Here is a 22,620-nt window from a genome sequence, read left to right as displayed (position 1 = left end):
GTTCGAGTACGCACGACTGCATAGGGAGGAACAGTGAATGGCAGGCACCAAGCAAACCATGAAGATGCCGGAACTCTTGGTCTTCGCCAAGATGTTCGTCGTTGGCTTGGTTGGTGCTGAGGTATGCAGGGCAGCCTATTACCTGGGGACCGCGTTCGCGCCTGCAGTGGCTGATCTCGAGGTCTGGGCAAGCGGCATCGTGGTTCTGGCCGGACTGGCGATCTGTGTGGTCTACGCCGCGAATCGCGGCGCATTCACTGCCGCCGTCCAAATGGGTCGAAGCTTTCGTTTTGACCTACTGATGGCAGTTTGTCTTGGGGCTTGGTCGAACGAGTTGACCATGCCGTGGCTTTCCAAGTTTCACGCCGCCTTGAAGGCCGCAAGCCCGCATTGGGCGCCAATTGCTCTTCTGCTGCTCTCCACTGTGCTGTTGTCGCCACTCGTTCAACGTCATTGGCCAAGGAGACGGCAGATGGAGCCTCAGCTCCGGTTCCTTGCGGATGAGGAGATCGAGCGCGATGCGGACGACTTGCTCTCCAACGAGTCGCAAGCGAAATCTTTCGCGGAAACCGTCCTCGACAGCCGCGCTCACTCAGGATTGGTGTTCGGTGTGGACGGGCCGTGGGGCGTAGGCAAAACAAGCTTCATCAATCTTGCCGAACGCCACTGGCAGCGGGCCGCGGACGAGGTGATTGTTTGTCGGTTCGAGCCCCTTCGATACGCGTCTGAGCCAGATCTTGCGGATCGCTTGATTCGCGACCTGTCTGCCGCGATTCAAAACAAAGTCTTCGCACCGGAGTTCCGCCCTACGGCCTCTAGATACGCTCGGCTCATAAAGGGAAAGGCTGACGTTTCGTTCCTGGGCTTCAAGCTTTCACTGGAGCCTTCCCAGGAAACTGTCGATGAGCTGCTTGACGACATTGACGAGGTCCTTCGCCGCATCGGCCGACGGGTGATCGTTGTCATCGACGACTTGGATCGTTTGGACGCAAAGACAGTCAACAACGTTCTGTTCGCAACGCGACGCACCTTCAAGCTGTCGCAAGCGACCTACGTCCTTTGCTATGACACCGAAGTTCTGGCCGGTGGCAATGAGGAAGGATCCCGGGCGCGTGAGTTCCTTGAAAAATTTGTGACGGTCAAGCTGAGCTTGTTCGTGGACAGCTCCAGCATCCGCAACTTCTTGCAACGCGACTGGGAAAAGAGCGAGAGCCAGCTCGGGTCCGTGCCATCGGACACGATGGTGAAGCTTGGAGCCGTTCTCAATGAGCTTGCGGGGATCTTGGCTGGAGAGTCTTCCGCCAAGTACCTTACGTTGATCGGCGATCTACGTAAGGTCAAGCGCTTTATCAATGCCATCCTTCTCATGCAAATCGAGAAGACCGATCTTGGGCGGACTGATTTCAACAAGCGCGACCTCATCCATCTAATGCTGCTGCATCTGAACTATCCCGGGTTGTTCAGGCGCATATACGCCGAGGAGACAGAGGGGCGCAGTGGTACTTTCTCCGTTCGGCGTATGTACGACGAACCAGACTTCAAGAACGCCGATGGTTTTGAGCAGATCAAGGAAGGGCATCCAGGTCCTGCCAAGTTCCTGCTGGAACAGTTGTTTGATGTAGGGGTGTTGGAGCTGGGCGACGGGCGCAACATTGAAGAGTCTGTTCTTCGGTCCCGGGCGTGCTTCAACAAGGGCAACACCAGAAACTTGGAGAGTTTTCTGAAGCTCATCGTGCGCTTTGCCGCGCCGGAGCCGCAGGAGACCTTTGTTCTATACCAAACAGCGGTGGATCGGGTTCGCAAGGGTCGATCGATTGCCTTAGTTTTTGCGGAACCGGAGTTCGCTCTTGAGAAACAAGAGACCGCTCACGACCAGTTCTGGCGGGTACTGGTCAATCAGGCCCACGACTTCACCAGCCCGACCACAGAAGACGCCATCGAAACGCTCGTTGAGTACCTGCCACGCTACTCGACGTTCGACCACGATGACCGAGGACTGCGCCCAAGGTCGGTCTATTCGCTATTGCGCTTGTTGGATCGCGCAGGCTGGGGGCGTAGTGCAGGCCGGCGACGGGCAAACACTCCGGAGAACGTCGTCGAGATCGCGTGGCGCATCTTTGGCGAGCACGCCTTCGTTGGAAGAGGCCTGCTGGGACGGCTTGCTTGCCCAGAGCGCGGCGTTCTGGGTTGGAAGGACCTCATGCTCTTCAGGCTGCAGTGCTCAGCGGATCGCGGTGGTCAGCTGTACAACCTCCACACTGCGCTCATTGTCCACCAGGACATGTCTGCTCCAACGACTGGGTTAGTCAGTAAGCTGGCGCTGCTCGAGATGAGGTCGCTGTCTCAGCAAGTCTTCGCGCACTTCAAGCGCACCTACATTGAGCCTGGACGAAACTTTTTTGCTGAGGCACGTGAAGTGCCTGTGGATGCGCTCCTCGGCCAAGCCTTTGCGCATCTTCATGAGCAGGCTTCGCTAGACCCCGCATCCGAGCAAGGCGATACAACGATTGCTCGTCGAGTTGCGGCTGCACGGTCCCTTGCCGCGTCGTTCGTCATCTATCAGCTCAGCAATTCGAGGCCTCCGAATGGCGCTGGCGTTGGATGCGGTTACTACGATGAAAAAGGTGCTGAAGATGGCGGTGGCATCTCCAGGTTGATGAACGAGTACGTCTTTGGATTCTGCTTTAGCCCCGACGTCCACGCCGACAACGTGCTGCTGTTTCTCGACCATTGTCTCGCCCACTTGAGCAGCCCGTTCCAAACGGGGCTCGACGAAGAGGGCTATGTCGCAACCAAGTCGGGGCTACCAGGTGGGTTGGATCCGAGGGCTATGGGGAGTTATTGGCTGACGCATCGCGATCACATTCGGGGGCTTGGTCTCCAAGACAGAGGGCGATGCGTTTTTTTGCCTAGCTACACAGCCTTCTATCACGACGATCTCGATGGCGTTTTTGCAGTACTCGATGAACTGGCTGACGAGGCACCCCCAAGCCCGGCTATATCGTGAAGCCGGCGGCTGGTTGTCGGGCGCTACTCTATCCAGGCCATACTCAGCTTGGCCCCCCGACGGAGGTTGCGAGGCTGGCTTTTGTCCAACGCCGCGGGTTGGTCAATGGGTGCGTAGACGCGCCGATTGGATGGCAGCTTCAGCGAAGTAAATTCAGAACAACGAAGGTCAGTTCAGGGTCGGCAGTTCCAGTTGGAAGGGTGGAGAAGCCGCCGTCCACCGTCGCCTCACGCTCAAACGGCGGGTGACCAGCACATTGCTGCCTGACTGCGCCATCAAGCCACCGGCAGCTGAGGCCGAGGACAGGTCAGGCCGAGGACCGGAAGCGGGCCTGACGGGCCATTGGTCTCTTTCTCCGTATCGCGCGACTTCACGAACCGCGAGTACATTCGTACCAGCATTCTGCCGACATCAATAGCGGCGAGACGGGCAAGTTCTCGCTTGACCCGTCTATAGCTTCACGGTTTAGGCTGTGCATATGGACAACTTCCGCATCACTGCACTGGGCCGGCGCTTCGGTCTCTCACGCTCGACCCTGTTGTATTACCACCGCATCGGCTTGTTGCGTCCATCCGGACGCAGCGAGGCAGATTATCGCCTGTACTCAAACGCGGACTGCGACCGACTGGCACGCATTTGCGCTTTCCGTGAAGCCGGAATCAGCCTCGATGATATTGCCAAGCTGCTGGACAACGACACACCACAGGGGCCGATTTTGGAGCGCCGTCTGCGCGAAGTCGGGCAAGCCGTCACGGCGCTGAAGTCACAGCAGCGGGTGATTGCGGGAATGCTTAAAACGGCCGCTTCAGGACCGGATGCGGCCGGTCTGGACCGCACGCTCTGGCTGGAGTTGCAGCGCGCTTGCGGACTCGATGCGACGGCACTCAGGCGCTGGCACACCGAATTTGAATGCCGAGCACCGGCCGCACATCACGCATTTCTCCTGAGGCTTGGCCTCAGCGAGAAAGAAGCCACCGAGGTCAGAATGCTGACCCGAAACATTGAGAACAACACCATGTCAATGCACTACTTCTTTGAGCTCTTCGAAGGCCTTCCTCGCCAGGGACCAGGCTGTGAAGACGCTACCCTGCAGGCGCTGCGCCTGCTCAAACACCTGCCCGCCAACCCCGTGGTGCTGGACATCGGTTGCGGCAGCGGACTGCAGACCCTCACGTTGGCGCGCGAGCTGAAAACGAAGATTCTCGCCATCGATAACCACCCGCCCTTGTTGCGCCGCCTGGATCAAGCCGCAAGAGACGCCGGGCTCAGTGTGGAGACGCAGGAGATGTCGATGATCGACATGCCTTTCAACCCGGAGCACTTTGATCTGCTGTGGGCCGAAGGCTCGATCTTTATCATCGGTCTGACCCGCGGACTGCAGGATTTTCGCAAGTACCTCAAGCCAGGCGGCTACCTGGCCTTCACCGAGATGTGCTGGTTCGAGGCTGATCCGCCGGCTAAGATTCGTACATATCTCAACCGCGTGTATCCGGACATTCGGTCAATGGCCAGGATTTGCGAGCTCGCTGAAGAGCATGGCTACGCGCTCGTCGACAGTTTTAAGCTGCCGACCAGTGCGTGGTGGAACGATTACTACACGCCCATGCTCGCGCGAATTCAAGCGCTGAAGGAAAAGAATGCTGGCATCAGCGAGGCCGATGCCGTGTATGCCGCCTGCGAGGAAGAGGCCGATATGCACCGCCGCCATTGCGCAAGTTACGGCTACGGATTCTTCGTGATGCAGAAGCAATGAACGTAAGCCTCCGGTGCCAGAATCATCGCCTTGCGGGGCACCTCAGGCGTGTCCGCGACCGGCAGTGCTCAGCCGATTTTCCATTCGCTCCCATGCGTTCGCGGCGAAGCGCGGATGCGTGCCGCCACCATCGCCAGCGAGAGGCAAACGATTCTTCGCCGGTACCGACGCGTACTTGGTCTCATTGAATCAACTTCGATCTTCGAAGGTGCCAAGCGCATTTCCTGTAGCCACCGATCGGGAATGTGCATGCCCCCTGAGGGTCATCTGCTGCCCGCGTCAGCCGGCACGCGGGCTGCCCACGCTTCATCAGGTTGCCACCGGGCCACCCAATACGTGAACTCGCTGGCAGGCATCGGCCGCGCGATGCAATATCCCTGCGCAAGACTGCACCCCAGCGACAACAGCATCGTGCCTTGGGCGATCGTCTCGACCCCTTCGGCAAGCACCTGGCGGCGAAACGCCTTGGCGAGGCCGATGACGCCGCTCACGATCGACAGATCGTCGGGATCATTGACCATCTCACGCACGAAGCTCTTGTCGATTTTCAACAGGTCCGCCGGCAGCCGCTTGAGGTAAGTCAGCGACGAGTAACCCATGCCGAAGTCGTCCAGCGAGAAGGTCACACCGAGCGCACGGCAGGCGTGCATGCTTTCCGACACCTGGACCATGTCGTCGAGCGCGCAGTTTTCGAGGATTTCGATCTCCAGCCGCCCTGGGCAGAGATCCTTGTGCCCGCTCAGCACATGCGCGAGTCGCGCAGCGAAATTGCTCTGCTGCAAGTGAAGGGCGGCGATATTGACGCTGACCGGAAGGTCGAGCCCCGCTGCGCGCCAGTTGCGCAGCTGCACCAGTGCGGTCTGGATCACCCATTCACCCAGCTCGATGCTGAATGGGTGGTTTTCGATGACGTGCAGAAAGGCCGCGGGCAACAGGAGGCCGCGCGTCGGATGCTGCCAGCGGATCAGGGCTTCGGCGCCCACCACCTTACCGCTGCACATGTCCACTTTTGGTTGGTAGTGGAGCACGAACTGCTCCCGCTCGAAGCCGAGCCGGATATCCTCGATGTTCTCGTGCAGCGACCTGACGGCCGCCTCAAATTCCACATCGTAGATGTGATATCTGTTCTTGCCGGTCTGTTTCGCAAAGTACATGGACTGGTCGGCATGACGAATCAGGTGGTCAGCGTCGCAGCGATCGCTCGGGAAAATCGTCGCGCCGATGCTCGCAGAAACTTGCAGCGCGACGCCCGCAGCGATCACGGGGCTGGCTGCGGCTTGCAGCAGGCGTTCGAGTACCGGCTTGCAGTCTTCGGCACTCTCGAGGTCGACCAGGACGGCAACGAACTCGTCCCCCCCCATGCGTGCCAGCGTATCGCCTTCGCGCAGCGCCTCCTTCATGTGCTCGGTGACCGCCACCAGCAGGTCGTCGCCTACGTTGTGGCCATAGGTGTCGTTTACCAGCTTGAAACCGTCCAGATCGAGATATGCGACGGCCAGCGCCTTGTCACGCCGCTGGGTTTGCGCCATGGCGTGGTGCAGGCGGTCTGCCAGGAGCACCCGGTTGGGCAGGTTCGTCAGCGGATCGTAGTGGGCAACGTGCTCAAGTTGTTGTTGGTGCGCTTTTTGCGAGGAGATGTCGGAGAACAGTGCGACATAGTTCGTGACCTGCCCCGACGCGTCCCGTACAGCACTGATCGTCAGCGTCTCGGGGCACACGTCGCCGTCCTTGCGCCGACTCCAGCGCTCACCGCACCAGGTGCCGGATTCATGCAGCGCGCGCCAGATTGCGCCCTGCAACTCCTGCGCCTGTCGCTCGGTGTCGCGAAAAAAGGCGCTCTGGCCGATGGATTCGTCTCGCGTGAAACCGGTGATGTGGGTGAACGTGTCGTTGACCTCGATGATCGTGCCGCGTGCGTCGGCTATGAAGATGCCCTCGCGCACATGCGAGAAAACGCGGGCGGCGAGCTGCAACCGGGCCTCGTTCTCACGCAATGCGGCTTCGGCGTCACGGCGGGCGGTGATATCGAGCACTGCGGCGCGACACTCGTTGCCGTCGGCCGAAAGGGTCGCTTCCATCTGGATGATACGGCGGGGGGTGAATGCCAGGATCACTTCGCAGCTTTGCGGCGCACCCGATTCAAAGACTCGCTGCAATAGCGTGGTGAGCGCCTCACGTGAGTCGTCCTGCAAGAGTGCGGCAAAGCGAACGCCCGTCAAGCAGTCACGCTCGGTGTCGAGCAACCGAGCGCCGGCGAGATTGGCAAGCACGATGTCGCCCGTTCGGTTCAGCGTGAAGTAACCGACCGGTGCCGCGTCGTAGAGCTCGGTGCTACGTGCCAACGCGGCTTCGAGTTTCGCCTGCGCCGTGCTCAATGCTTCGTTCTGCAGTTCCAGCTCAACCTGATGCACCTGCAACTCGTGAACCAGCTTCCGCACCTCGACTTCCGAGCGCTCGGACACCGGCACGTGCATCTGCTGCTGCAGACCCTCTTCTGCGCGGCGGCGCAAGTCGCCGGCATCGGGCTTACCGGGGGTTGACCGATCAGTTGCCATGGTGAATTGGGGCCTCCCCTGCTTGTAAGATCGAGATTCGATCTTGGTCACGGCATCGGTGACATTCAGGATAAAGAACGATTTCGCTAGCCCAAGCGCGTACTGTGAACCGTATCGCAACCCTGTTCCGTCGCCTTCCACACGTTCGAATGGAAGCATCGTTGCTTTAAGGACTTGTACTTGTTCTAAGGGCGTGGCAGCGTGTTCGCCCTGACCCTGCCGATATCCGCTCATGGCGGAGGACAGCCATGATCCGGAAAGGTGCCAATGCAAAGGTGTCCGAGGCTGCAAGTACCCAGAGCGTTCGGGTGGTCGGGGTCGGATGTTCCGCGGGGGGCTTGAGGCCCCGGAAGGTTATCTCAGCGGGGTCCTCGGGGTCCTGAAAGACTGCGGGATGGCTCTTGCCGTCGTGCAGCATCGGGATCCAACCCACGCCAGCGGCCTGCCTGAACTGCTGCAACGCTGCACACCGCTGCGGGTGGTGGAAGTCCGCGACCGGATGCCGCTAGAGGCTGACGTCATCTGCGTCATTCCGCCAGACAAGGATCTGTCGTTACTGCGGGGGCGCCTGTATCTGCTGGCCCCAGTGGCGCCGCGCGGGCTTCGCATGGCGGTGGACTTCTTCTTCTGCAGTCTGGCGGCAGCCGACCAGCGTGAGCGTGCGATCGGGGTGGTGCTCTCGGGGATGGGGTCCGATGGGCTGCTTGGCCTGCGGGCGATCAAGGAAGTGTCGGGCCTGACGCGGGCTCAGGATCCTGACACCGCACTGGCGGCGAGCATGCCGAAAAGCGCCATTGATGCCCGCGTTGTCGATATCGTCGGCCTTTCGACCGAATTGCCCGCACGCATTGCGGGCTACGCGAAGCGCGCGCCGGGAATCATGTCGGACGTCACGGCGACGATTACCGGCGGTGAAAGCGCTCTCGAGAAAATTGTCATCCTGCTGCGGGATCGTTGCGGCAACGATTTATCACTCTACAAGCCGAGCACGCTCTACCGGCGTATCGAACGGCGGGTGGCGATGCACCACTTGAGCGGGATCTCCAGTTATGTGCCCTATCTGCGCGAAAATCCCCAGGAGCTCGACGTCCTGTTCAAGGAATTGCGCATCGGCGTGACCAACTTCTTTCGCGATCCGGCAGTGTGGGAAACGCTCAAGAGCAAAGTCATTCCCGAGCTCCTGGCAGCCTCCCCCGCCGGCAGGACATTCCGCGCCTGGGTGCCGGCTTGTTCCAGTGGCGAGGAGGCCTACACACTGGCCATGGTGTTCCGCGATGCGCTTGAAGCGGTCGGACCGAAAAGCCGTTTTCCGCTGCAGATCTATGCTGCCGATCTCGATGCCGACGCTATCGACAAGGCGCGCAAGGGTGTGGACCCGAAGAACATTGCGGCCGATATCACGCCCGCATGCCTCGATCGGCACTTCGTCGCCGAGGGCGACATCGTCCATATCAGCGGACGCACAGGAAAATATCTCGAACCCGCGGCGGGCAAGGTCAATGTGAATATCTACGCAATGGCCCGCGAGGCTCTGCACGTGACACGCGAAGAAAGCCAAACTGCGATCGAGGAACTGCGGTCTGCCAATGAAGAACTGCAGGCCAAGGTCAGCGACCTCACCTGCGAGCGCAATGACATGACGAACCTGCTCTCCAGCACGCAGATCGCCACGGTGCTCCTCGATGGCAGCAGGAAACTGCGCCGCTTCACGGCGCTGACCACCAAGCTCTTCAAGCTGATCCTCGGCGACATCGGCCGACCGTTGTCCGACCTGGTCAGCGATCTCGACTATCCGAAGCTGCTGGCCGATGCGCAGGAGGGCTTGCACACCCTGGTCCTTTCCGAGAAGCAGGTCAGCACCCACGACGGCCGCTGGTTCCGTGCGCGCATCATGCCTTACCGCACGCAGGATAATGTGATCGATGGTGTCGTCATGACCTTTGCCGATGCCACCGAGATCAAGAAGCTCGAAGCCGAACTCCGCACCATAGGGGCTTGAGACGGCGACTTGCAACGAAGTAACTGCCCTGGCCCGATTATTTGTTCAAGGCTAGGCCGCGAAGACCCCTCGCGGGCGCGCAGGATTCACATTGCGGTTGTGTGCGCTGGCAAACAGACGCGCTCGGCAGGCCTACTTGATAATTTATTAAGAGCAAGTACGTCGGGATCGCTCCGGGTCGCCATTTCCGGGCGCCCTGCAATGGCCCGACCGAGCGCTAACGACACATCAACCCACGGAAACGTGGGGGGTATTTTCTATACTGTTGTAATACTGCTTCTCAGGGTCATCAGCAGGCGCAAGGTGTTGCAGCCACAGCAGCGCTTCCGGAACGATCACGCGCGAACAACCGCGCTGCTTCAGTGCGATGAAATGAGGACGATGCAATGCCGGAAACTCCGATCCGCAACCCTCGGCAGAATCGCATTCTGGCGAGCCTGCCCGTGGCGGAATACGCCCGGCTGGCGGACGATCTGGAATTCGTCACTTTCAAGCCGGGTGAGCGGCTTTACGACGCCGGTGACATTCTGGAATTCGTTCATTTTCCGACGACATGCATCATCTCGCTGGTGCTTTCCACCGCGAACGGCGCGTCGGCCGAGTTGGGTATGAGTGGCAACGACGGCGTGACCGGCATCGCGCTGGTGCTGGGGGGCGAAACCACGACCTGTGCCTTGGCCGTGCAGTGCGCGGGCGGGGCGTATCGCCTGCCCGCCGAGGTGATGCGGTGGGAACTCGATCAGGCGGGAAGCCTGCGGCGCCTTTGCCTCGGCTACACCCAGGCACTGATGAGCCAGATGGCGCAAAGTGTCCTCTGCAATCGTCATCACACGGTAGAGCAGCAGTTGTGCCGCTGGCTCCTGTGCAGTCTTGACTTGCTGCCAGGCAATAAGCTCGATGTGACCCACGAGTCGATTGCCCGCATGCTGGGGGTGCGCCGCGAGGCGGTTACCGAGGCCGCCGGAAGAGTACAGGCGGCCGGATTGATTGAATATCACCGCGGACACATCACGGTAACGGATCGCCCTGGACTGGAGGCACGGTCATGCGAATGCTACGGTGTGGTCAAAGGCGAGCACGACCGTCTGTCTGCTTTGATGCCGGCACCGCTGGTCAGGCAGCGGGTGCGGCCGAACCCGGTCACGCTGCGCAAGCGTGCCGAGGCACGGCTGCGGCAGGCAACGTCGAGCGTGCCGAGCACGTCGTGGGATACCGAGCGTCTGGTGCACGAACTTAGGGTGCACCAGATCGAACTCGAACTGCATAACGAGGAGCTGCGCGAGGCTTACGATGAAGCGGACGCGCTCCAGCGGGAATGTGCCGATATTTACGATTTCGCGCCCCTCGGCTATTTCACGCTCGATGCGCATGGCGTCATTCTCAACCTCAATCTTGCTGGCGCAATCATGCTCGGCATCAAGCGCACACAGCATGCACGCCACCGTTTTGGCACCTTCGTCAAACCCGAATTCCTGCCCGCATTCAATCGATTTCTCGAAGAGGTGCTGGATGCGAAAAGCAAGAAAAAATGCGACGTCGTCCTATTGGCTAGCAGTCACCGCCCTGAGACAACCGTGCGGATCGAGGCAGTGGCGGATGAATCTGGCTGCGAATGCCGCATGGTAGTGAGTGACGTTACCGCCGAAAGGCAGCCCGTAAATATCTTGCAGACGCGAGAATAAGCGCCACTGACGCGGTTCAAGGTCCCGGCAAGAAGAACGCTTGAACGGCCATCAGCTTCCGGGGGCACTCGCGGGGTGTGGCATGGCCTTCTCAGTGAGCCGCCCTCGCCCCCGAGCTGGCACTGCGTGCCTGCTGGCCGGTTGAGAAGGTCCGCTAGCCATTCGCGCAGGATTGCAGTCACCCGTTAAAACTCCCCCATCGGCTGAACATTCCCACCCTCAGGGGTGTTTGCATGCTCGCGGAGCGCCATGCGCGCCACTGCACGCACGATGCTGGTCAAACAGGTTAACGGGGGGTGTTGTCGCACATAAGTGGCGTGCGGGTGCTCGCCAGAATATCCACGTGTGCTGACGTACAGACTCCGAATCTTGCGGTGAGCATCATTACTGAGCCAAGCATAGAAGCAACGGCACGACGCACGCGGCAAAGATCATCATGAGTCATCAGGAGAAAGCCATGAACAAGGATCAAGTGAAAGGTCGGCTGAAGGAAGTCGAAGGTACGGTGAAGGAAGTGACCGGCAAGGTCGTCGGCAACAAGAGCCTGGAAGAAAAGGGCAAGGTCGAAAAAGCCATCGGCGAGATCCAGACAGGATACGGCGATGTCAAGAATGACATCAAGAAAGACTGAAGCATCATTCATGACAAGGAGACATGCATGAACAACGAAACTCGCGATCCCGCTGGAATCAACCAGGCCGCAACGAGCGCGATGCGCACACCTGCCATGCTGAGTGCGGGCACCCTGATCGGAGACGACGTCTACAGCGGCAAGGACGAAGAACTTGGCGACATCAAGGAAATCATGCTGGATATGCGCAGCGGCAGAGTCGCCTATGCGGTGCTGTCCTTCGGCGGCTTCCTCGGCATTGGGGAAAAGCTGTTCGCCGTGCCGTGGAGTGCGTTGACGCTCGATGCTGAGAACAAACGCTTCGTGCTGAACGTCGAGAAGGATCGCCTCAAGGATGCGCCGGGGTTCGACAAGGACCATTGGCCCAATATGGCCGACCAGAAATGGGCGCAGGGAATTCACTCCTACTACGGCACGACGCCGTATTCGGATAACTTGCGCAATTAACGCCGCCAACCCGCCTGCTCCCCGCCGCGAGGACATCCTCGCGCAATGCGCCGGGGCGGGCGCCGGCTTGTCCGGCCGAATTCATCCGGTTCGGAAATTCATCCGGTTCGGACAAGGTGGTGCGCCTTGCGCGTGCACGAATGAATCGCCCGCGCGCATCGGCGTGGTGGTCGTTCGGCGTCGTGGAAGCCCACGGTCACTTTCGACCTCTCAGGCCCATGACAAGCGAGACGACAAAAAGGACGAGGAAAACGAAGAACAATATCTTGGCGATCTCGACGGCGCCAGCCGCGATGCCGGTAAAACCAAGCAGGGCTGCGACCAGTGCGATCACCAGGAATACTACGGCGTAGTGCAGCATTTGCGTTCCTTTCCGTTATTTTAAGCGCTGTCGGCAGACATCACGGATCCCGAGGTCGGAGCCGAACTGCGAACTACACGGGCTGCCCGATCGGGTTCAGGTCCGGACGGCGCCAGGCGCTAAATCTTGCCCAGCAGCAACAGGATGAGCAGGACCACCACGACGAGGCCAAGTCCACCACTGGGACCGTATCCCCAGCTGCGGCTGTGAGGCCAGCTTGGGATAGCGCCGATCAGCAATAGGACCAGAACGATCAGCAGGATTGTTCCGATTGACATTTCATTTCTCCAGGCAGTAAGTCGTTGCAGCGCCGCGTCTGAGCAGGCGCCCGGAGCGCGCCAATGCCACTTTTTTCGGCGTGCCGGTACCGCCGCTGCAACCGCTTTGCCCTTTCGGTACGGCAGTCCTTGATCAGGGTATGTGGCGACCATATTGGATGTCGATAGGCATCGCCACGCCCTTGACTGCAATGCTACTCACTGTATTGCAGCGGTCTGTACGACGGCGCACAGACTCGATGTGCAGCGAGGAACAGGATGCATTCAAGCGCCGGGGCGAGACTGCCGTTCCGGCCAGCCTTCTTCCGGCAGTGTGCCGGACGCATAAAGGGAGGAATCCCCTTTTTGAATCTCAGGAGAGTCGATCATGAAACAACTCGGCAAGTATCTTTCAGCATGCTTCCTGGCCATCACGCTGGTCACCGCGATGGGCTGCTCATCCACGCAAAAGCAGGAGGGAACCGGTGAGTACATTGACGACAGCGTGATCACCACGAAGGTCAAGGCTGCGATTTTCAATGAGCCTACGCTGACAGTCGCAGAGATCAACGTCGAGACCTTCAAGGGCGTCGTACAGCTAAGCGGTTTCGTGAACTCGCGGGCCGATATCGACAAGGCGGTCCAGGTCGCGCGCGGTGTGAGCGGTGTGAGATCTGTCAAGAATGACATGAGGGTCAAATGATAGGCGCGGTCACGCCGGCTGCAGTTCTCCGGCGTGACCGCGACGTCCTGCTGCATTCGTTCGGAAAATCGAAAAGAAACGACCGGCGCTTCAGCCCCCGTGGGACAGCCGCGTTGCGCCGCCCATATGGGCGCGTCGCGGGCGAGGCGAAAGGACGATGATCCCCGGCGAAATTCCGGCCACGAATCCGGTGAAAGCGGACCCGGGAAAGCATTCAGAGCGCAGCAGCGCGACGCCGCTCGCCGTCGTCGACATGGGCGTGAATGCACGGGGCGTGGCGTTGGCAATCCTCGCGACCGTCGCGGTGGTATATGCATTGGAGTGGGCGCAGAGCTTCATCATATCCCTGCTGCTCGGGATACTCTTTGCCTATACGCTGAACCCGCTTGTCGAGTGGTGCGAGCGCATAAGGATCCCGCGCGTGGCGGGGTCTGCCATTGTGATGGTGGGCGTTTCGTGCGCGCTCGTCCTGGGAACATACTCATTGCGCGGGCAGATGCAGCGGATCCTCGATCAGGTGCCCGAAGCGGCCAGCAAGCTATCGGCCGGCATCGCAAGTGTGCGTAAAGGCGAGCCGAGCACCATGCAAAAAGTGCAGACGGCTGCGAGCGAGATCGAGAAGGCGACGAGCGAGGCAACAGGCATGGCTTCGACGTCAAAGCGGACGGCTACGCGCGTCGTGGTCGATCCGCCGAGCTTCAAGGTCGGCGACTTCCTGCTGGTCGGTTCGCTGGGCGCCGCGGGGCTGATCGGACAGGCCGCCATGGTGCTCTTCCTGACCTTTTTTCTGCTGCTTTCCGGCGACACCTACAAGCGGAAGCTGGTGCGACTCACCGGCCCTTCGTTGTCGCGCCGAAAGATCACCGTGCATATCCTCGACGACATCAACGCCTCGATTCAGCGTTACATGTCGATGCTATTGGCAACCAACGTGCTGCTCGGAATGTTGACCTGGATCACACTGCGCTTGTTCGGTCTCGAGAACGCAGGCGCGTGGGCTGTCGCTGCCGGCCTGCTGCATGTCATACCGTACTTCGGCCCGGCTGTCACTGCCGTTGGAATTGGCATGGCGACCTTCATGCAATTCGATTCACTGTCGACGGCAGGTTTGGTGGCCGGGGCTTCTATTGCGATCGCCACGTTTGTCGGGACATTCGTCACCACCTGGATGACGGGCCGGATTGCAAAGATGAACACGGCAGCGGTCTTCGTCTCCCTGTTGTTCTGGGCATGGCTTTGGGGAGTGTGGGGTTTGCTGCTGAGCATTCCGATCACGGTCATCGCAAAAGTCGTGGCAGAGCACGTCACGCAACTTGAGCCCGTGGCGGAACTGCTTGGCGACTAGGCGGCTCTTCGCGCGATGCGATGGGCCACACCGTGATTTCATAATCTGAAAAGATCTCTGAATTGGACAACGGCGTGAAGCGCATTGGATACATGCATCGATTGGAGAGGCTGCTTCGCGGAATCGGATGGCCAGGGGGTTCATCCGACGAAGCGCCGTGGCTGCATCCGGTTGCGGGCGCTTTCGCACCGCTGACCGATCGAGCGCGATAGGCATGGCCAGACGCAGACGAAGTGCCTTCTTGAGCCGATCCCTCCAGAGGGCGCTAACCGCGATGACGCGGACGGCGATTCGTGCCGGTTCGAAGGCGATCACGCAGGCGCTGAAGGCAAAGCCTGCGCGCAAAACGGCTGCGGCCAAACGTTCCACTGCGAAACGCGTCTCAGCAAAGCCCGCCTCGCCGAAGCCTTCAGCGGCCGCTGCGGGCGACTGGAGCGCGGGTCTTGCCATCGGCATCGTCGGCGCAATGCGTTATTGGCTCTTCAAGCCGCCCGGCCTGCAGCGCGGCGAGCGTTTGCCGCTCGTGGTGATGCTGCACGGTTGCTGGCAGGGCGCGGAAGATCTGGCCGCCAGCAGCAAGATGAACCGGACCGCCGCGCGCGAACGCTTCTTCGTGCTCTATCCCGAGCAGGACCGAATCTCTAACGTTCACGGTTGCTGGCACTGGTATGACACGCGCTCCGGTCGGGCGCAGGCCGAGGCGGGCGCCATCGATGCCGTGATCGATCAGGTGTGCCTGTTGCAGGCGGTCGATCCTGAGCGCATCGCGCTGGCCGGGCTCTCGGCGGGCGCAGGAATGGCCGCGCTGCTGGCGGTGCGCCGCCCGCAGCGTTTTCGGGCGATCGCCATGCATTCGGGTATTGGCGCGGGCGTCGCGCACTCCTCGGCGACCGCTTTGCGGGCGATGCGCGGGCACCGGGTCGCGGGCGCGGCACTTGCGCCGATCGCTGCCGGATCAAGCCCTCCCGCGCTGCTGGTGATCCATGGTAGCGCCGACCCTATTGTGGCCCCCGGAAATGGCGCCGAAGCGGCGCACCAGTGGGCCGCCCGGGCGGGTGCGAAACCCGGCACCCCGCGCACTGTGCAGCGCGGGATGCGCTACGCCGCAACGATCACCGACTACCGGGCGCGTGGCCGGCTGGTCGCGACCCTGTGCGAAGTCAGCGGGCTGGGCCATGCGTGGAGCGGCGGCGCAGCGGGACAGGCCTACAGCGATCCGAAAGGCCCGGACGCGTCTCGCATGATCTGGGCCTTCATGGCCAGGCAATTCGCGCGGGGCGCGGACGTCGGCCACTGAGCGGTGGCGGCGAGTTCATGGCGGCATCTACCGCAAGCTGAAGTTGCCACCGCCAAGGAGTCCGATCAGTCCGATCACGATCAGATAAACCGCGACGATGTAGTTCAGCAGCCGCGGGACGACAAGAATGAGAACCCCGGCGATCAGCGATACCAGGGGAGCAAGAGCGAGATTGATGTTCATATGGACACTTTTTCCTTTCGGTAATCCTTTAACTGCGGGTCGACAGCGACGGCTCCCTGGCGCGCAAATTTCCTTCCCAGCTGCAACCGAACCGTCCGCAGTGGTAGCGGTGGACCGGCATGAAGACGCTCAGAAGCCGGTCTGTGAAGCGGTGCGGGACGCGGTAGACAGTGTCACCACAGCGCGGGCAAACGTGTTGCCTAGGCGGCGCGTGGCCAATTTCGTCCGGAAGGTCGATGTCGTGGGTGGGGGACGGGTTCGCCGTCGTCGCGCCGCGATCGCGCCTTTGGCGCATCCACCGTCGGGCGTCAAACTCATGGTTCAGACTCGCGCGCGGGGACCGGAGGCACGCTGCCGCCTTCGTCCTCCCAGTCGGCCAGTGCTGTCTTCTGTCGATCTTGACGTGTGTTGCGAAGGCGGTTGGTCATGAACGCGGCAAAAACGGACATGGCTGCAGTGGTCCCGACAAGCACTGCCGGCAGGATGAAATGTTTGTAGCTCGTCATGAAGGGATCCCTTTCAAAGTTGTGTGCCGCCACGCAAGGCCGCCGTGGCTGCCAATCGTTGCCGGACCCTAATCCTTGCCGGTTTCCTCGAAACGCTTGATTTGCGCCTCCGCTTCGTCCCGCGTGACGCCGTAGGTTTCCTGAATCTTGCCCGCCAGTTGGTCGCGCTTGCCGGCGATTTCATCCAGGTGATCGTCAGTGAGCTTGCCTCACTGCGTCTTGATCTTGCCCTTGAACTGTTTCCAGTTGCCTTCAACGATATCCCAGTTCATATCCACTCCTTGTGCTTGGGAACCGACGGGCGGAGGTGCCGGGTCGGGCTTGCCGCAGGGCTGCGCCCGCCTTGCGTCCTTTGCACACCGGACGCAGCGAAAGGCTGCAGAAGTGCGGTGTGCTCGATGGCAGGGACGGTGTGCATCATTGCTCGCAATGCAGAAAGGAGGCTACGCGCACGAGCTGGCGCAGTCGGTACGGTGGCGCACCGAAGTCGGCGTTCGATGATCGTTGCGGTGCAGTTGGCATGCGATCAGCCCTGCGACAGCGTCCGGCAGCCCGGCCAGCCTATATGCCGGTAGCAAGGAGTTGCGCGCAACGTGTGCTGACCCTGGATCCCGTTGCCGCCCACTTATTCCGCTTCTGGCTGTGGCTAACCACCGCAATGGTTACGCGCGAGTGGATTGCGATCAATCGCAAGCAGCACGTCGCGACCGAGACAACCGAAGACCCGCACCGTTCACAAGCGCATGGAATCCGGAGATTGCTGCTCGAGGGCGCTGTACAGTATCGACTCGAAAGCCGAAATGCCGCCACCCTCGAGCGACATGCTCACGTCACACCTGACAACTGGATCGAGCGCACGCTTTACACCCCTCAAAGTGCACTTGGCATTGGCACGATGCTGGTCATCGATGTCGCGCTGATCGGATCAGCCGTCGAACATCTCGTCGGTCCGGACCTTGAAGCTTTTCAGGATGTTCGGGCCGAAGGTGTTGCTGATGGCGACATCGGCGGCGTCGCGTCCGCGAGCGATCAACACCCGTCCGATGCGCGGCGTATTGTTGCGGGCGTCGAAGGTGTACCAGTGGCCGTCGAGGTAGGCCTCGAACCACCCGGCGAAATCCATCAGTTCGTAGGGCGGAGGCATGCCGATGTCACCGAGGTAGCCGGTACAATAGCGCGCAGGGATATTCATGCAACGGCAGAATGCGATGGCCAGGTGGGCGTAGTCACGGCACACACCGGAGCGCTCGTGGAATACATCCCACGCCGACTTGCTCGCGCGCGCGTGCTGGTACCCGAATGTGATGTGTCGATTCACGAAGTCGCAGATCGCCTGCACGCGCGCCCATCCGTGTGGCGTCGTGTGGAACAGCTGCCAGGCGGTCTCCGACAGGCGATCAGTTTCGCAGTACCGGCTCCCCAGCAGGAACAGCAGGGTCTCGTCGGGCAGTTCATGAACCGGCGTCTGTCTGGCCTCGAGGACGACGATATCGGGCAGCCCCGAATCCCGAATGACCGCATCGGTCGATAGTCTGAGCGGGCCCTTGGGGGCAACGATGCGCGAACACCAGTTTCCGAAACTGTCGCGGTAGGCGGAGATCGGGACCGGCGGGTCGGCGATCAGATGGTCGGGGATGATCATGTCGGACATGCGCGAGTAATGCACGCTCAGGCTCAGGATCATGGGTGTCGGCTGCGCGCAGTCGTAGATCAGTTCGTACCCTATGCGGATCTTCATTTGGTTCTCCTGTAATCAGTGAGGATCGACGGCGCAGAACGATCTCTCCACGGCGGCTGGCAACGCATGCCTGCACGCTGGATTGCGAGCGCCGCACACAGGGATTTCACAATCACCTTGCGCAAGGCCGTCCATCGCCGGACCGCCTGGGCAGTGTGCTTCTGGTTAAGTTCTAGTGCGGCTCCCAGCTGGTCGCCGGGCGGCAGGCGGGAGGCGGCCGGCGATTGCGGAACCAGCTAGCCCGTTCGTCGTTTTTTTCCGCTCAACAGCTTCCGGTCTGATGCTCAAGGGGACGCCCAGTCGAGGTCGGGCAGCTGGCGGAATACGTCGCGCGTACCTTCACTCCATTGCGCGCCCAGCTCGGCAAAATAGACATCCCCGACGCCAAAGCGGCGACGCATGCCGGCTTCGAAACTGTCACGTTTGTAGCAAAGCAGGTCGATCGGCATACCGACCGACAGGTTGCTGCGCATGGTCGAATCAAACGAAACGAGGACGCATTTTGTCGCGTCGTTCAACTTGGTCGAGCGGGTAATGACCCGGTCGATGATCGGTTTGCCATACTTCGTTTCACCCGTCTGAAGGTATGGCGTCTCGGCGCTTGCCTCGATGAAGTTACCCTCTGCATAGATTCGGAACAAACGCGGCGGCTCCCCGGCGATCTGACCGCCGAGGATGAACGACGCGTTGAAGCCGATATCGCTGTCAGCCAGGTGCTGACCGTCGCGTCGATCGACGTCCCGCATGGCATCCGACACCTGAATGGCCGCATCGAACATCGATTCGGCAGTCCACATGCTGGGCGAATCTTCCCTGGCGCCGCGCTGCCGCAACAGGCTGATGACGGCCTGCGTGCCGGCCAGATTCCCCGAACTCAGCAGAACGATAACCCTGTCGCCGGCGCGCTCGAAGAGCGTCATCTTGCAGAAACTGGCAAAGTTATCGACGCCGGCATGGGTCCGCGAGTCCGACGCGAAGATCAGTCCGCTGTCCAGCATCACGCCAACGCAGTAGGTCATGTCAATACTTCTTGTCGGCCGTTGCCGCGTCCTGAATGCTCTCGCCGGCCTTTTCGATCTTCTCGCCGACGGTCGCTGCGGCCTTGTCGACTTCCTCGCCCGCTTTTTCCATCTTCTCCCCGGCAATCGCGGCAGCCTGATCGACTTCCTTGCCGGCCTTTTCCATCGGCCCCTCCTGTTTCTGACAACCGGACAGTGCAACAAGCAACGCACTCATGGCCAGCGCTGCGCTGAGGGATCTCGCCTTTTTCATCATGCATACCTCCAAAGGGCTCGGTGCCCCGATGTGCGGAGCGGGATTGGCCTCGCTTCCAGCAGGGGGTGGTTGAGCAATGGCCGCGACGCCCGCCGTCGGACGGGCGCAGCGCGAGCCAAATGTCACTTGCCCACTTCGTGACCGATGACGCCGCCTACCGCCGCACCACCGACCGTACCGATCGCGCTGCCGCCGGTAAGAACGGAGCCGCCGATGGCGCCGACCCCGGCTCCGATCGCCGTGCTCTTGTCCTGCCCGGACATGCCGGCACATCCGCCCAATCCAAGCAACATGGCCGCGGCGAACACACCGAGTGCGTATTTCCGAATTGCTTTCTGATTCGTTCTCATCGAGTCACCTCGTTCTCAGACATTGAGTTTCCGATGCTTCGCGCATGGCTCATCGCCACATTTAACTTACAACTTGCCGAACTGAGCCTTGGCCGTCTCCATGCACTCGTCCTTGGCGCCGCCTGCGAATGCGTCGCACCTTTCCTTCGCCACCGTGTATTCGGCGTCACGCTTGTCAGCAGCTGCGTCCTTGCGAGCTTCAGCAGACTCGCCGCTGGCCTTGGTGCGCGCTTCCGACGTTTTCTCGTTGGCCGTTGCGTTCGCTTCGCCGGTCTTCATCTGCGCCTTGGCGTCGGCCTTGGCTGTGACTTGCGCAGCCTCTGCTTCCTTCACGCAGACATCCTTCGTGTTGCCTGCCATGTCGTCGCAGCGTTCCTTCGCCACCGCGTAGGTGGCCTCTGCCTTGGCGACACTCACCTCGTAGCGGGTTTCCCGACTCGGCTTGTAGCGGGCTTCGAGTTCCGCGTTGGCGACCCTCTCTTTACCCTTGGCCTCCTCCACGCAGATATCGTTCTTATTGCCGGACAGGGACTCGCAGCCAGCCTTGTCGGCCTTGTAGTCGGTTGTGATCTTGTCCTTGCCGGTTTGGTAAGCGGTTTTCGAAATGCCTTCGGCCATTGAACCGGCGCTGAAAGCCAGGCCAAGCGCAATTGCAATTACGTTGATGCTGAGTTTGTTCATTGTTGTTCCTTGGGGTGGTGAGCGTGGCGTGATGCATCGGCATGCGATGCCGTGTACGCTCTTCTCTTCGCCGGGACCGCGCTCCTTGCATACCTTGCGCATTGCCGCGGTGCAGACCTCGCTTGGGCCTGCTGGCTCGGATGATTCGAGATTACGCTGGCGGCCAGCCAGCATCTGTCTGCTGTCGCACACAGGTAGCGGAGGCTTGCGCGCCGCAAAGCAAGGCGACCCAACTGAGCTGCACTTGCAGCAGGTTCGTATAGTCGTCATGACTGAATCGAGGCTGAGACAGTCTGACGGGCGTGCATGACTGGGTATTGCATTGGCCCTTCGGCCTGGATGCTATCCAGATTGCCTAGTAACGCACTACATGGCTTGCAGCGCGGGGCTGCATAAAAGAACCTGCCGCCACCTCATTCAGTTGCACAGCGGCTCAACGAAACCGCCTCATACTCCAGCGTAGTTCTGCAGCCCGGTGCCATCGTAATCGGGAACCAGAACGGCCTCCTGATCGTTGAACTGAATCAATGGGATGGACGCCCCCACCCGAGTAGGAATTGATGTGCCAGCGTGGAAGTGCTGATCAAGAGTATTGAACAGCAGGCGGTGCTGTCGCTGCACCGGGTTCGCCGGGGCTTCGTCGTGGCGCGCACGCCGCAGGCGAACCAAATCCGAGGACTGCCTGGCGAATTCGGTCTGGTGCTGCCAAAGGGAATCTGCACCTTGAGGACTCGGTTGTGGGGGCGCGTCGAGAATGCAGACGATGAGCTGCCGGAGATGTTCCTGCGCCTGATTCGGCGCCTCTATGAACACCTGATGGCACTGGACCGGCAAGTGGGCGAACTTGAAGCGCAGATCAAGCAATGGCACCGAGGTTGCTAACTGAGCCAGCGCCTGGAGAAGATTCCGGGCGTCGGCCCGCTAACCGCCACAGCGTTGGCAGCATCGATCGCCGACGCGCAGAGTTTCAAAGATGGCCGTCAACTGGCCGCATGGCTGGGCCTCGTCCCGCGACAGCACTCCAGCGGAGGAAAACCGACGCTGCTGGGCATCAATCAGGTGCGCAGACCGCAACCGGGTCTGATTCAACTATGGCGTCCGGCTGCGGGCATCCTGGTGTGCCGGGCTGTCGGGCACGGGCACACGGTTGATCCGATGGGCCGCATCAGGCCTCGCCAGCGCGTGCCGACGGCGTCTGGCAGCCCACGATTGCGGGTGCTTCATGAATGAGTTCGTCGTTCTTGAGCGCCGCCACCATGAACAGGGCGAAGTCCACGCGGCGAGTGAGATTGCTTTCGAGGATGGCGTCGCCAACGTGCCGGCTCCAGACCGGCAGGCCCTGGCTGTCCCCTTCCTCAAGGTCGCTTGCGCGGACGACGGTCCACTTCGTCGTGCTGGCGAAGATCCGTCGGCACGCTTCAACCTGGTCGTCCAGCTCCGCCAGCCGGAAGAGACGGGCGATGGGGCCGGCAATGGCCACCAGCGCTTTCAGTTTCCACGAGTAGCGGTCCTTGCCGTCGCGGCTGATATGCCAGCCGCAGGAGAACACGAGCCGTGCATCCGGGGGGGAACAGTCCATCACCGCCTGGGCGGTGCCCGATGAATACTGCTGGACGCCCCAGGGCACCAGTACGGTGAGCACGCCATCACAGCCCGCGACCGCTTTCCTGATGACTTCGCGGTCGTTTGTGGCACCCGGGATGATGGTGATACGACCCTTGAAGCGGTCGAGCTTGCCGACGCTGCGCTCACGGCAGACGCCGACGACCTCATGGCCGCGGTCGAGTGCATGCTGGACCATGTACTGGCCGAGTTTTCCGGATGCGCCTACAACGCAGACCTTCATGATG

At 60.8% G+C, this 22,620-nt stretch carries 22 protein-coding genes and 1 pseudogene; 11 read left to right on the top strand and 12 right to left on the bottom strand.

Annotated features, from left to right (window positions below):
- Positions 1 to 37: 37 nt before the first annotated feature.
- Positions 38 to 3,007, top strand: a complete 2,970-nt coding sequence (locus CEW83_RS12420; protein WP_199915109.1) for a KAP family NTPase — start codon at positions 38 to 40, stop codon at positions 3,005 to 3,007.
- 478 nt (positions 3,008 to 3,485) lie between these two features.
- Positions 3,486 to 4,760 carry a MerR family transcriptional regulator gene (locus tag CEW83_RS12415; protein ID WP_108949622.1) on the top strand — a complete coding sequence of 425 codons (1,275 nt, stop codon included), beginning with the start codon at positions 3,486 to 3,488 and terminating at the stop codon, positions 4,758 to 4,760.
- A gap of 263 nt (positions 4,761 to 5,023) precedes the next feature.
- Here the strand turns inward: CEW83_RS12415 and CEW83_RS12410 are convergent, their stop codons facing one another.
- On the bottom strand, positions 5,024 to 7,366 hold the full coding sequence (locus CEW83_RS12410; protein ID WP_234418804.1) for a putative bifunctional diguanylate cyclase/phosphodiesterase: 2,343 nt from the start codon (positions 7,364 to 7,366) through the stop codon (positions 5,024 to 5,026).
- 181 nt (positions 7,367 to 7,547) lie between these two features.
- Here CEW83_RS12410 and CEW83_RS12405 point away from each other — a divergent pair, with 181 nt between their 5' ends.
- The 4 genes from CEW83_RS12405 (at position 7,548) to CEW83_RS12390 (ending at position 12,074) form a co-directional block, all read left to right on the top strand.
- Complete coding sequence (locus CEW83_RS12405) at positions 7,548 to 9,314, top strand: chemotaxis protein CheB (RefSeq protein WP_199915107.1); 1,767 nt, start codon at positions 7,548 to 7,550, stop codon at positions 9,312 to 9,314.
- 386 nt (positions 9,315 to 9,700) lie between these two features.
- Positions 9,701 to 10,996: a Crp/Fnr family transcriptional regulator gene (locus CEW83_RS12400; protein ID WP_108949620.1), complete on the top strand. Its 1,296-nt coding sequence runs from the start codon at positions 9,701 to 9,703 to the stop codon at positions 10,994 to 10,996.
- A gap of 457 nt (positions 10,997 to 11,453) precedes the next feature.
- The gene (locus CEW83_RS12395; RefSeq protein WP_108951380.1) at positions 11,454 to 11,627 is read left to right on the top strand and encodes a CsbD family protein; all 174 of its coding nucleotides are present in this window, start codon (positions 11,454 to 11,456) and stop codon (positions 11,625 to 11,627) included.
- 27 nt (positions 11,628 to 11,654) lie between these two features.
- Entirely contained in the window at positions 11,655 to 12,074 is a 420-nt protein-coding gene (locus tag CEW83_RS12390; protein WP_108949619.1) for a PRC-barrel domain-containing protein, read from the top strand.
- 196 nt (positions 12,075 to 12,270) lie between these two features.
- Here the strand turns inward: CEW83_RS12390 and CEW83_RS12385 are convergent, their stop codons facing one another.
- Complete coding sequence (locus CEW83_RS12385; protein ID WP_108949618.1) at positions 12,271 to 12,435, bottom strand: DUF1328 domain-containing protein; 165 nt, start codon at positions 12,433 to 12,435, stop codon at positions 12,271 to 12,273.
- A 119-nt stretch (positions 12,436 to 12,554) separates the two neighbouring features.
- A complete protein-coding gene (locus CEW83_RS12380; protein ID WP_420094104.1) occupies positions 12,555 to 12,707 on the bottom strand; it encodes a DUF3309 family protein in 153 nt (50 codons plus the stop codon).
- Positions 12,708 to 13,080: 373 nt separating this feature from the next.
- Here CEW83_RS12380 and CEW83_RS12375 point away from each other — a divergent pair, with 373 nt between their 5' ends.
- The 3 genes from CEW83_RS12375 (at position 13,081) to CEW83_RS12365 (ending at position 16,037) form a co-directional block, all read left to right on the top strand.
- Entirely contained in the window at positions 13,081 to 13,395 is a 315-nt protein-coding gene (locus tag CEW83_RS12375; protein WP_108949616.1) for a BON domain-containing protein, read from the top strand.
- Positions 13,396 to 13,552: 157 nt separating this feature from the next.
- Positions 13,553 to 14,740 (top strand): AI-2E family transporter, encoded by a 1,188-nt coding sequence (locus CEW83_RS12370; RefSeq protein ID WP_108949615.1) that lies wholly within the window; start codon positions 13,553 to 13,555, stop codon positions 14,738 to 14,740.
- 241 nt (positions 14,741 to 14,981) lie between these two features.
- The gene (locus CEW83_RS12365) at positions 14,982 to 16,037 is read left to right on the top strand and encodes an alpha/beta hydrolase family esterase (RefSeq protein WP_234418803.1); all 1,056 of its coding nucleotides are present in this window, start codon (positions 14,982 to 14,984) and stop codon (positions 16,035 to 16,037) included.
- 27 nt (positions 16,038 to 16,064) lie between these two features.
- On the opposite strand, the gene CEW83_RS12360 is transcribed toward CEW83_RS12365, so the two are convergent.
- The 8 genes from CEW83_RS12360 to CEW83_RS12320 form a co-directional block, all read right to left on the bottom strand.
- Entirely contained in the window at positions 16,065 to 16,220 is a 156-nt protein-coding gene (locus CEW83_RS12360) for a DUF3096 domain-containing protein (RefSeq protein ID WP_108949613.1), read from the bottom strand.
- A 314-nt stretch (positions 16,221 to 16,534) separates the two neighbouring features.
- Positions 16,535 to 16,726, bottom strand: a complete 192-nt coding sequence (locus CEW83_RS12355) for a hypothetical protein (protein ID WP_108949612.1) — start codon at positions 16,724 to 16,726, stop codon at positions 16,535 to 16,537.
- A 68-nt stretch (positions 16,727 to 16,794) separates the two neighbouring features.
- Positions 16,795 to 16,905, bottom strand: coding sequence for a hypothetical protein (locus CEW83_RS21765; RefSeq protein ID WP_420094103.1), 111 nt, complete (start codon positions 16,903 to 16,905; stop codon positions 16,795 to 16,797).
- Positions 16,906 to 17,651: 746 nt separating this feature from the next.
- Entirely contained in the window at positions 17,652 to 18,464 is an 813-nt protein-coding gene (locus tag CEW83_RS12340; RefSeq protein WP_108949611.1) for a transglutaminase-like domain-containing protein, read from the bottom strand.
- A 284-nt stretch (positions 18,465 to 18,748) separates the two neighbouring features.
- Entirely contained in the window at positions 18,749 to 19,384 is a 636-nt protein-coding gene (locus tag CEW83_RS12335; protein WP_234418802.1) for a peptidase, read from the bottom strand.
- Between the two features lie 100 nt (positions 19,385 to 19,484).
- Positions 19,485 to 19,700, bottom strand: a complete 216-nt coding sequence (locus CEW83_RS12330; RefSeq protein ID WP_234418801.1) for a hypothetical protein — start codon at positions 19,698 to 19,700, stop codon at positions 19,485 to 19,487.
- A 161-nt stretch (positions 19,701 to 19,861) separates the two neighbouring features.
- On the bottom strand, positions 19,862 to 20,089 hold the full coding sequence (locus CEW83_RS12325) for a glycine zipper 2TM domain-containing protein (RefSeq protein ID WP_108949609.1): 228 nt from the start codon (positions 20,087 to 20,089) through the stop codon (positions 19,862 to 19,864).
- 66 nt (positions 20,090 to 20,155) lie between these two features.
- The gene (locus CEW83_RS12320; protein ID WP_108949608.1) at positions 20,156 to 20,770 is read right to left on the bottom strand and encodes a hypothetical protein; all 615 of its coding nucleotides are present in this window, start codon (positions 20,768 to 20,770) and stop codon (positions 20,156 to 20,158) included.
- A 570-nt stretch (positions 20,771 to 21,340) separates the two neighbouring features.
- On the opposite strand from CEW83_RS12320, the gene CEW83_RS12315 reads away from it, so the two are divergent.
- Both CEW83_RS12315 and CEW83_RS21760 read left to right on the top strand, forming a co-directional pair.
- The gene (locus CEW83_RS12315) at positions 21,341 to 21,652 is read left to right on the top strand and encodes a hypothetical protein (RefSeq protein ID WP_108949607.1); all 312 of its coding nucleotides are present in this window, start codon (positions 21,341 to 21,343) and stop codon (positions 21,650 to 21,652) included.
- Between the two features lie 21 nt (positions 21,653 to 21,673).
- Positions 21,674 to 21,814, top strand: a pseudogene (locus CEW83_RS21760) (transposase); the annotation flags it as partial.
- A gap of 121 nt (positions 21,815 to 21,935) precedes the next feature.
- Here CEW83_RS21760 and CEW83_RS12305 read toward each other — a convergent pair.
- A complete protein-coding gene (locus CEW83_RS12305; RefSeq protein WP_108949605.1) occupies positions 21,936 to 22,616 on the bottom strand; it encodes an NAD(P)-dependent oxidoreductase in 681 nt (226 codons plus the stop codon).
- Between the last annotated feature and the right edge of the window lie 4 nt (positions 22,617 to 22,620).

Source organism: Parazoarcus communis, from assembly GCF_003111645.1.
Taxonomy (GTDB): domain Bacteria; phylum Pseudomonadota; class Gammaproteobacteria; order Burkholderiales; family Rhodocyclaceae; genus Parazoarcus; species Parazoarcus communis_A.
Note: the sequence above shows the minus strand (reverse complement) of the source record. Positions and strands in the feature narration are given on the sequence as shown.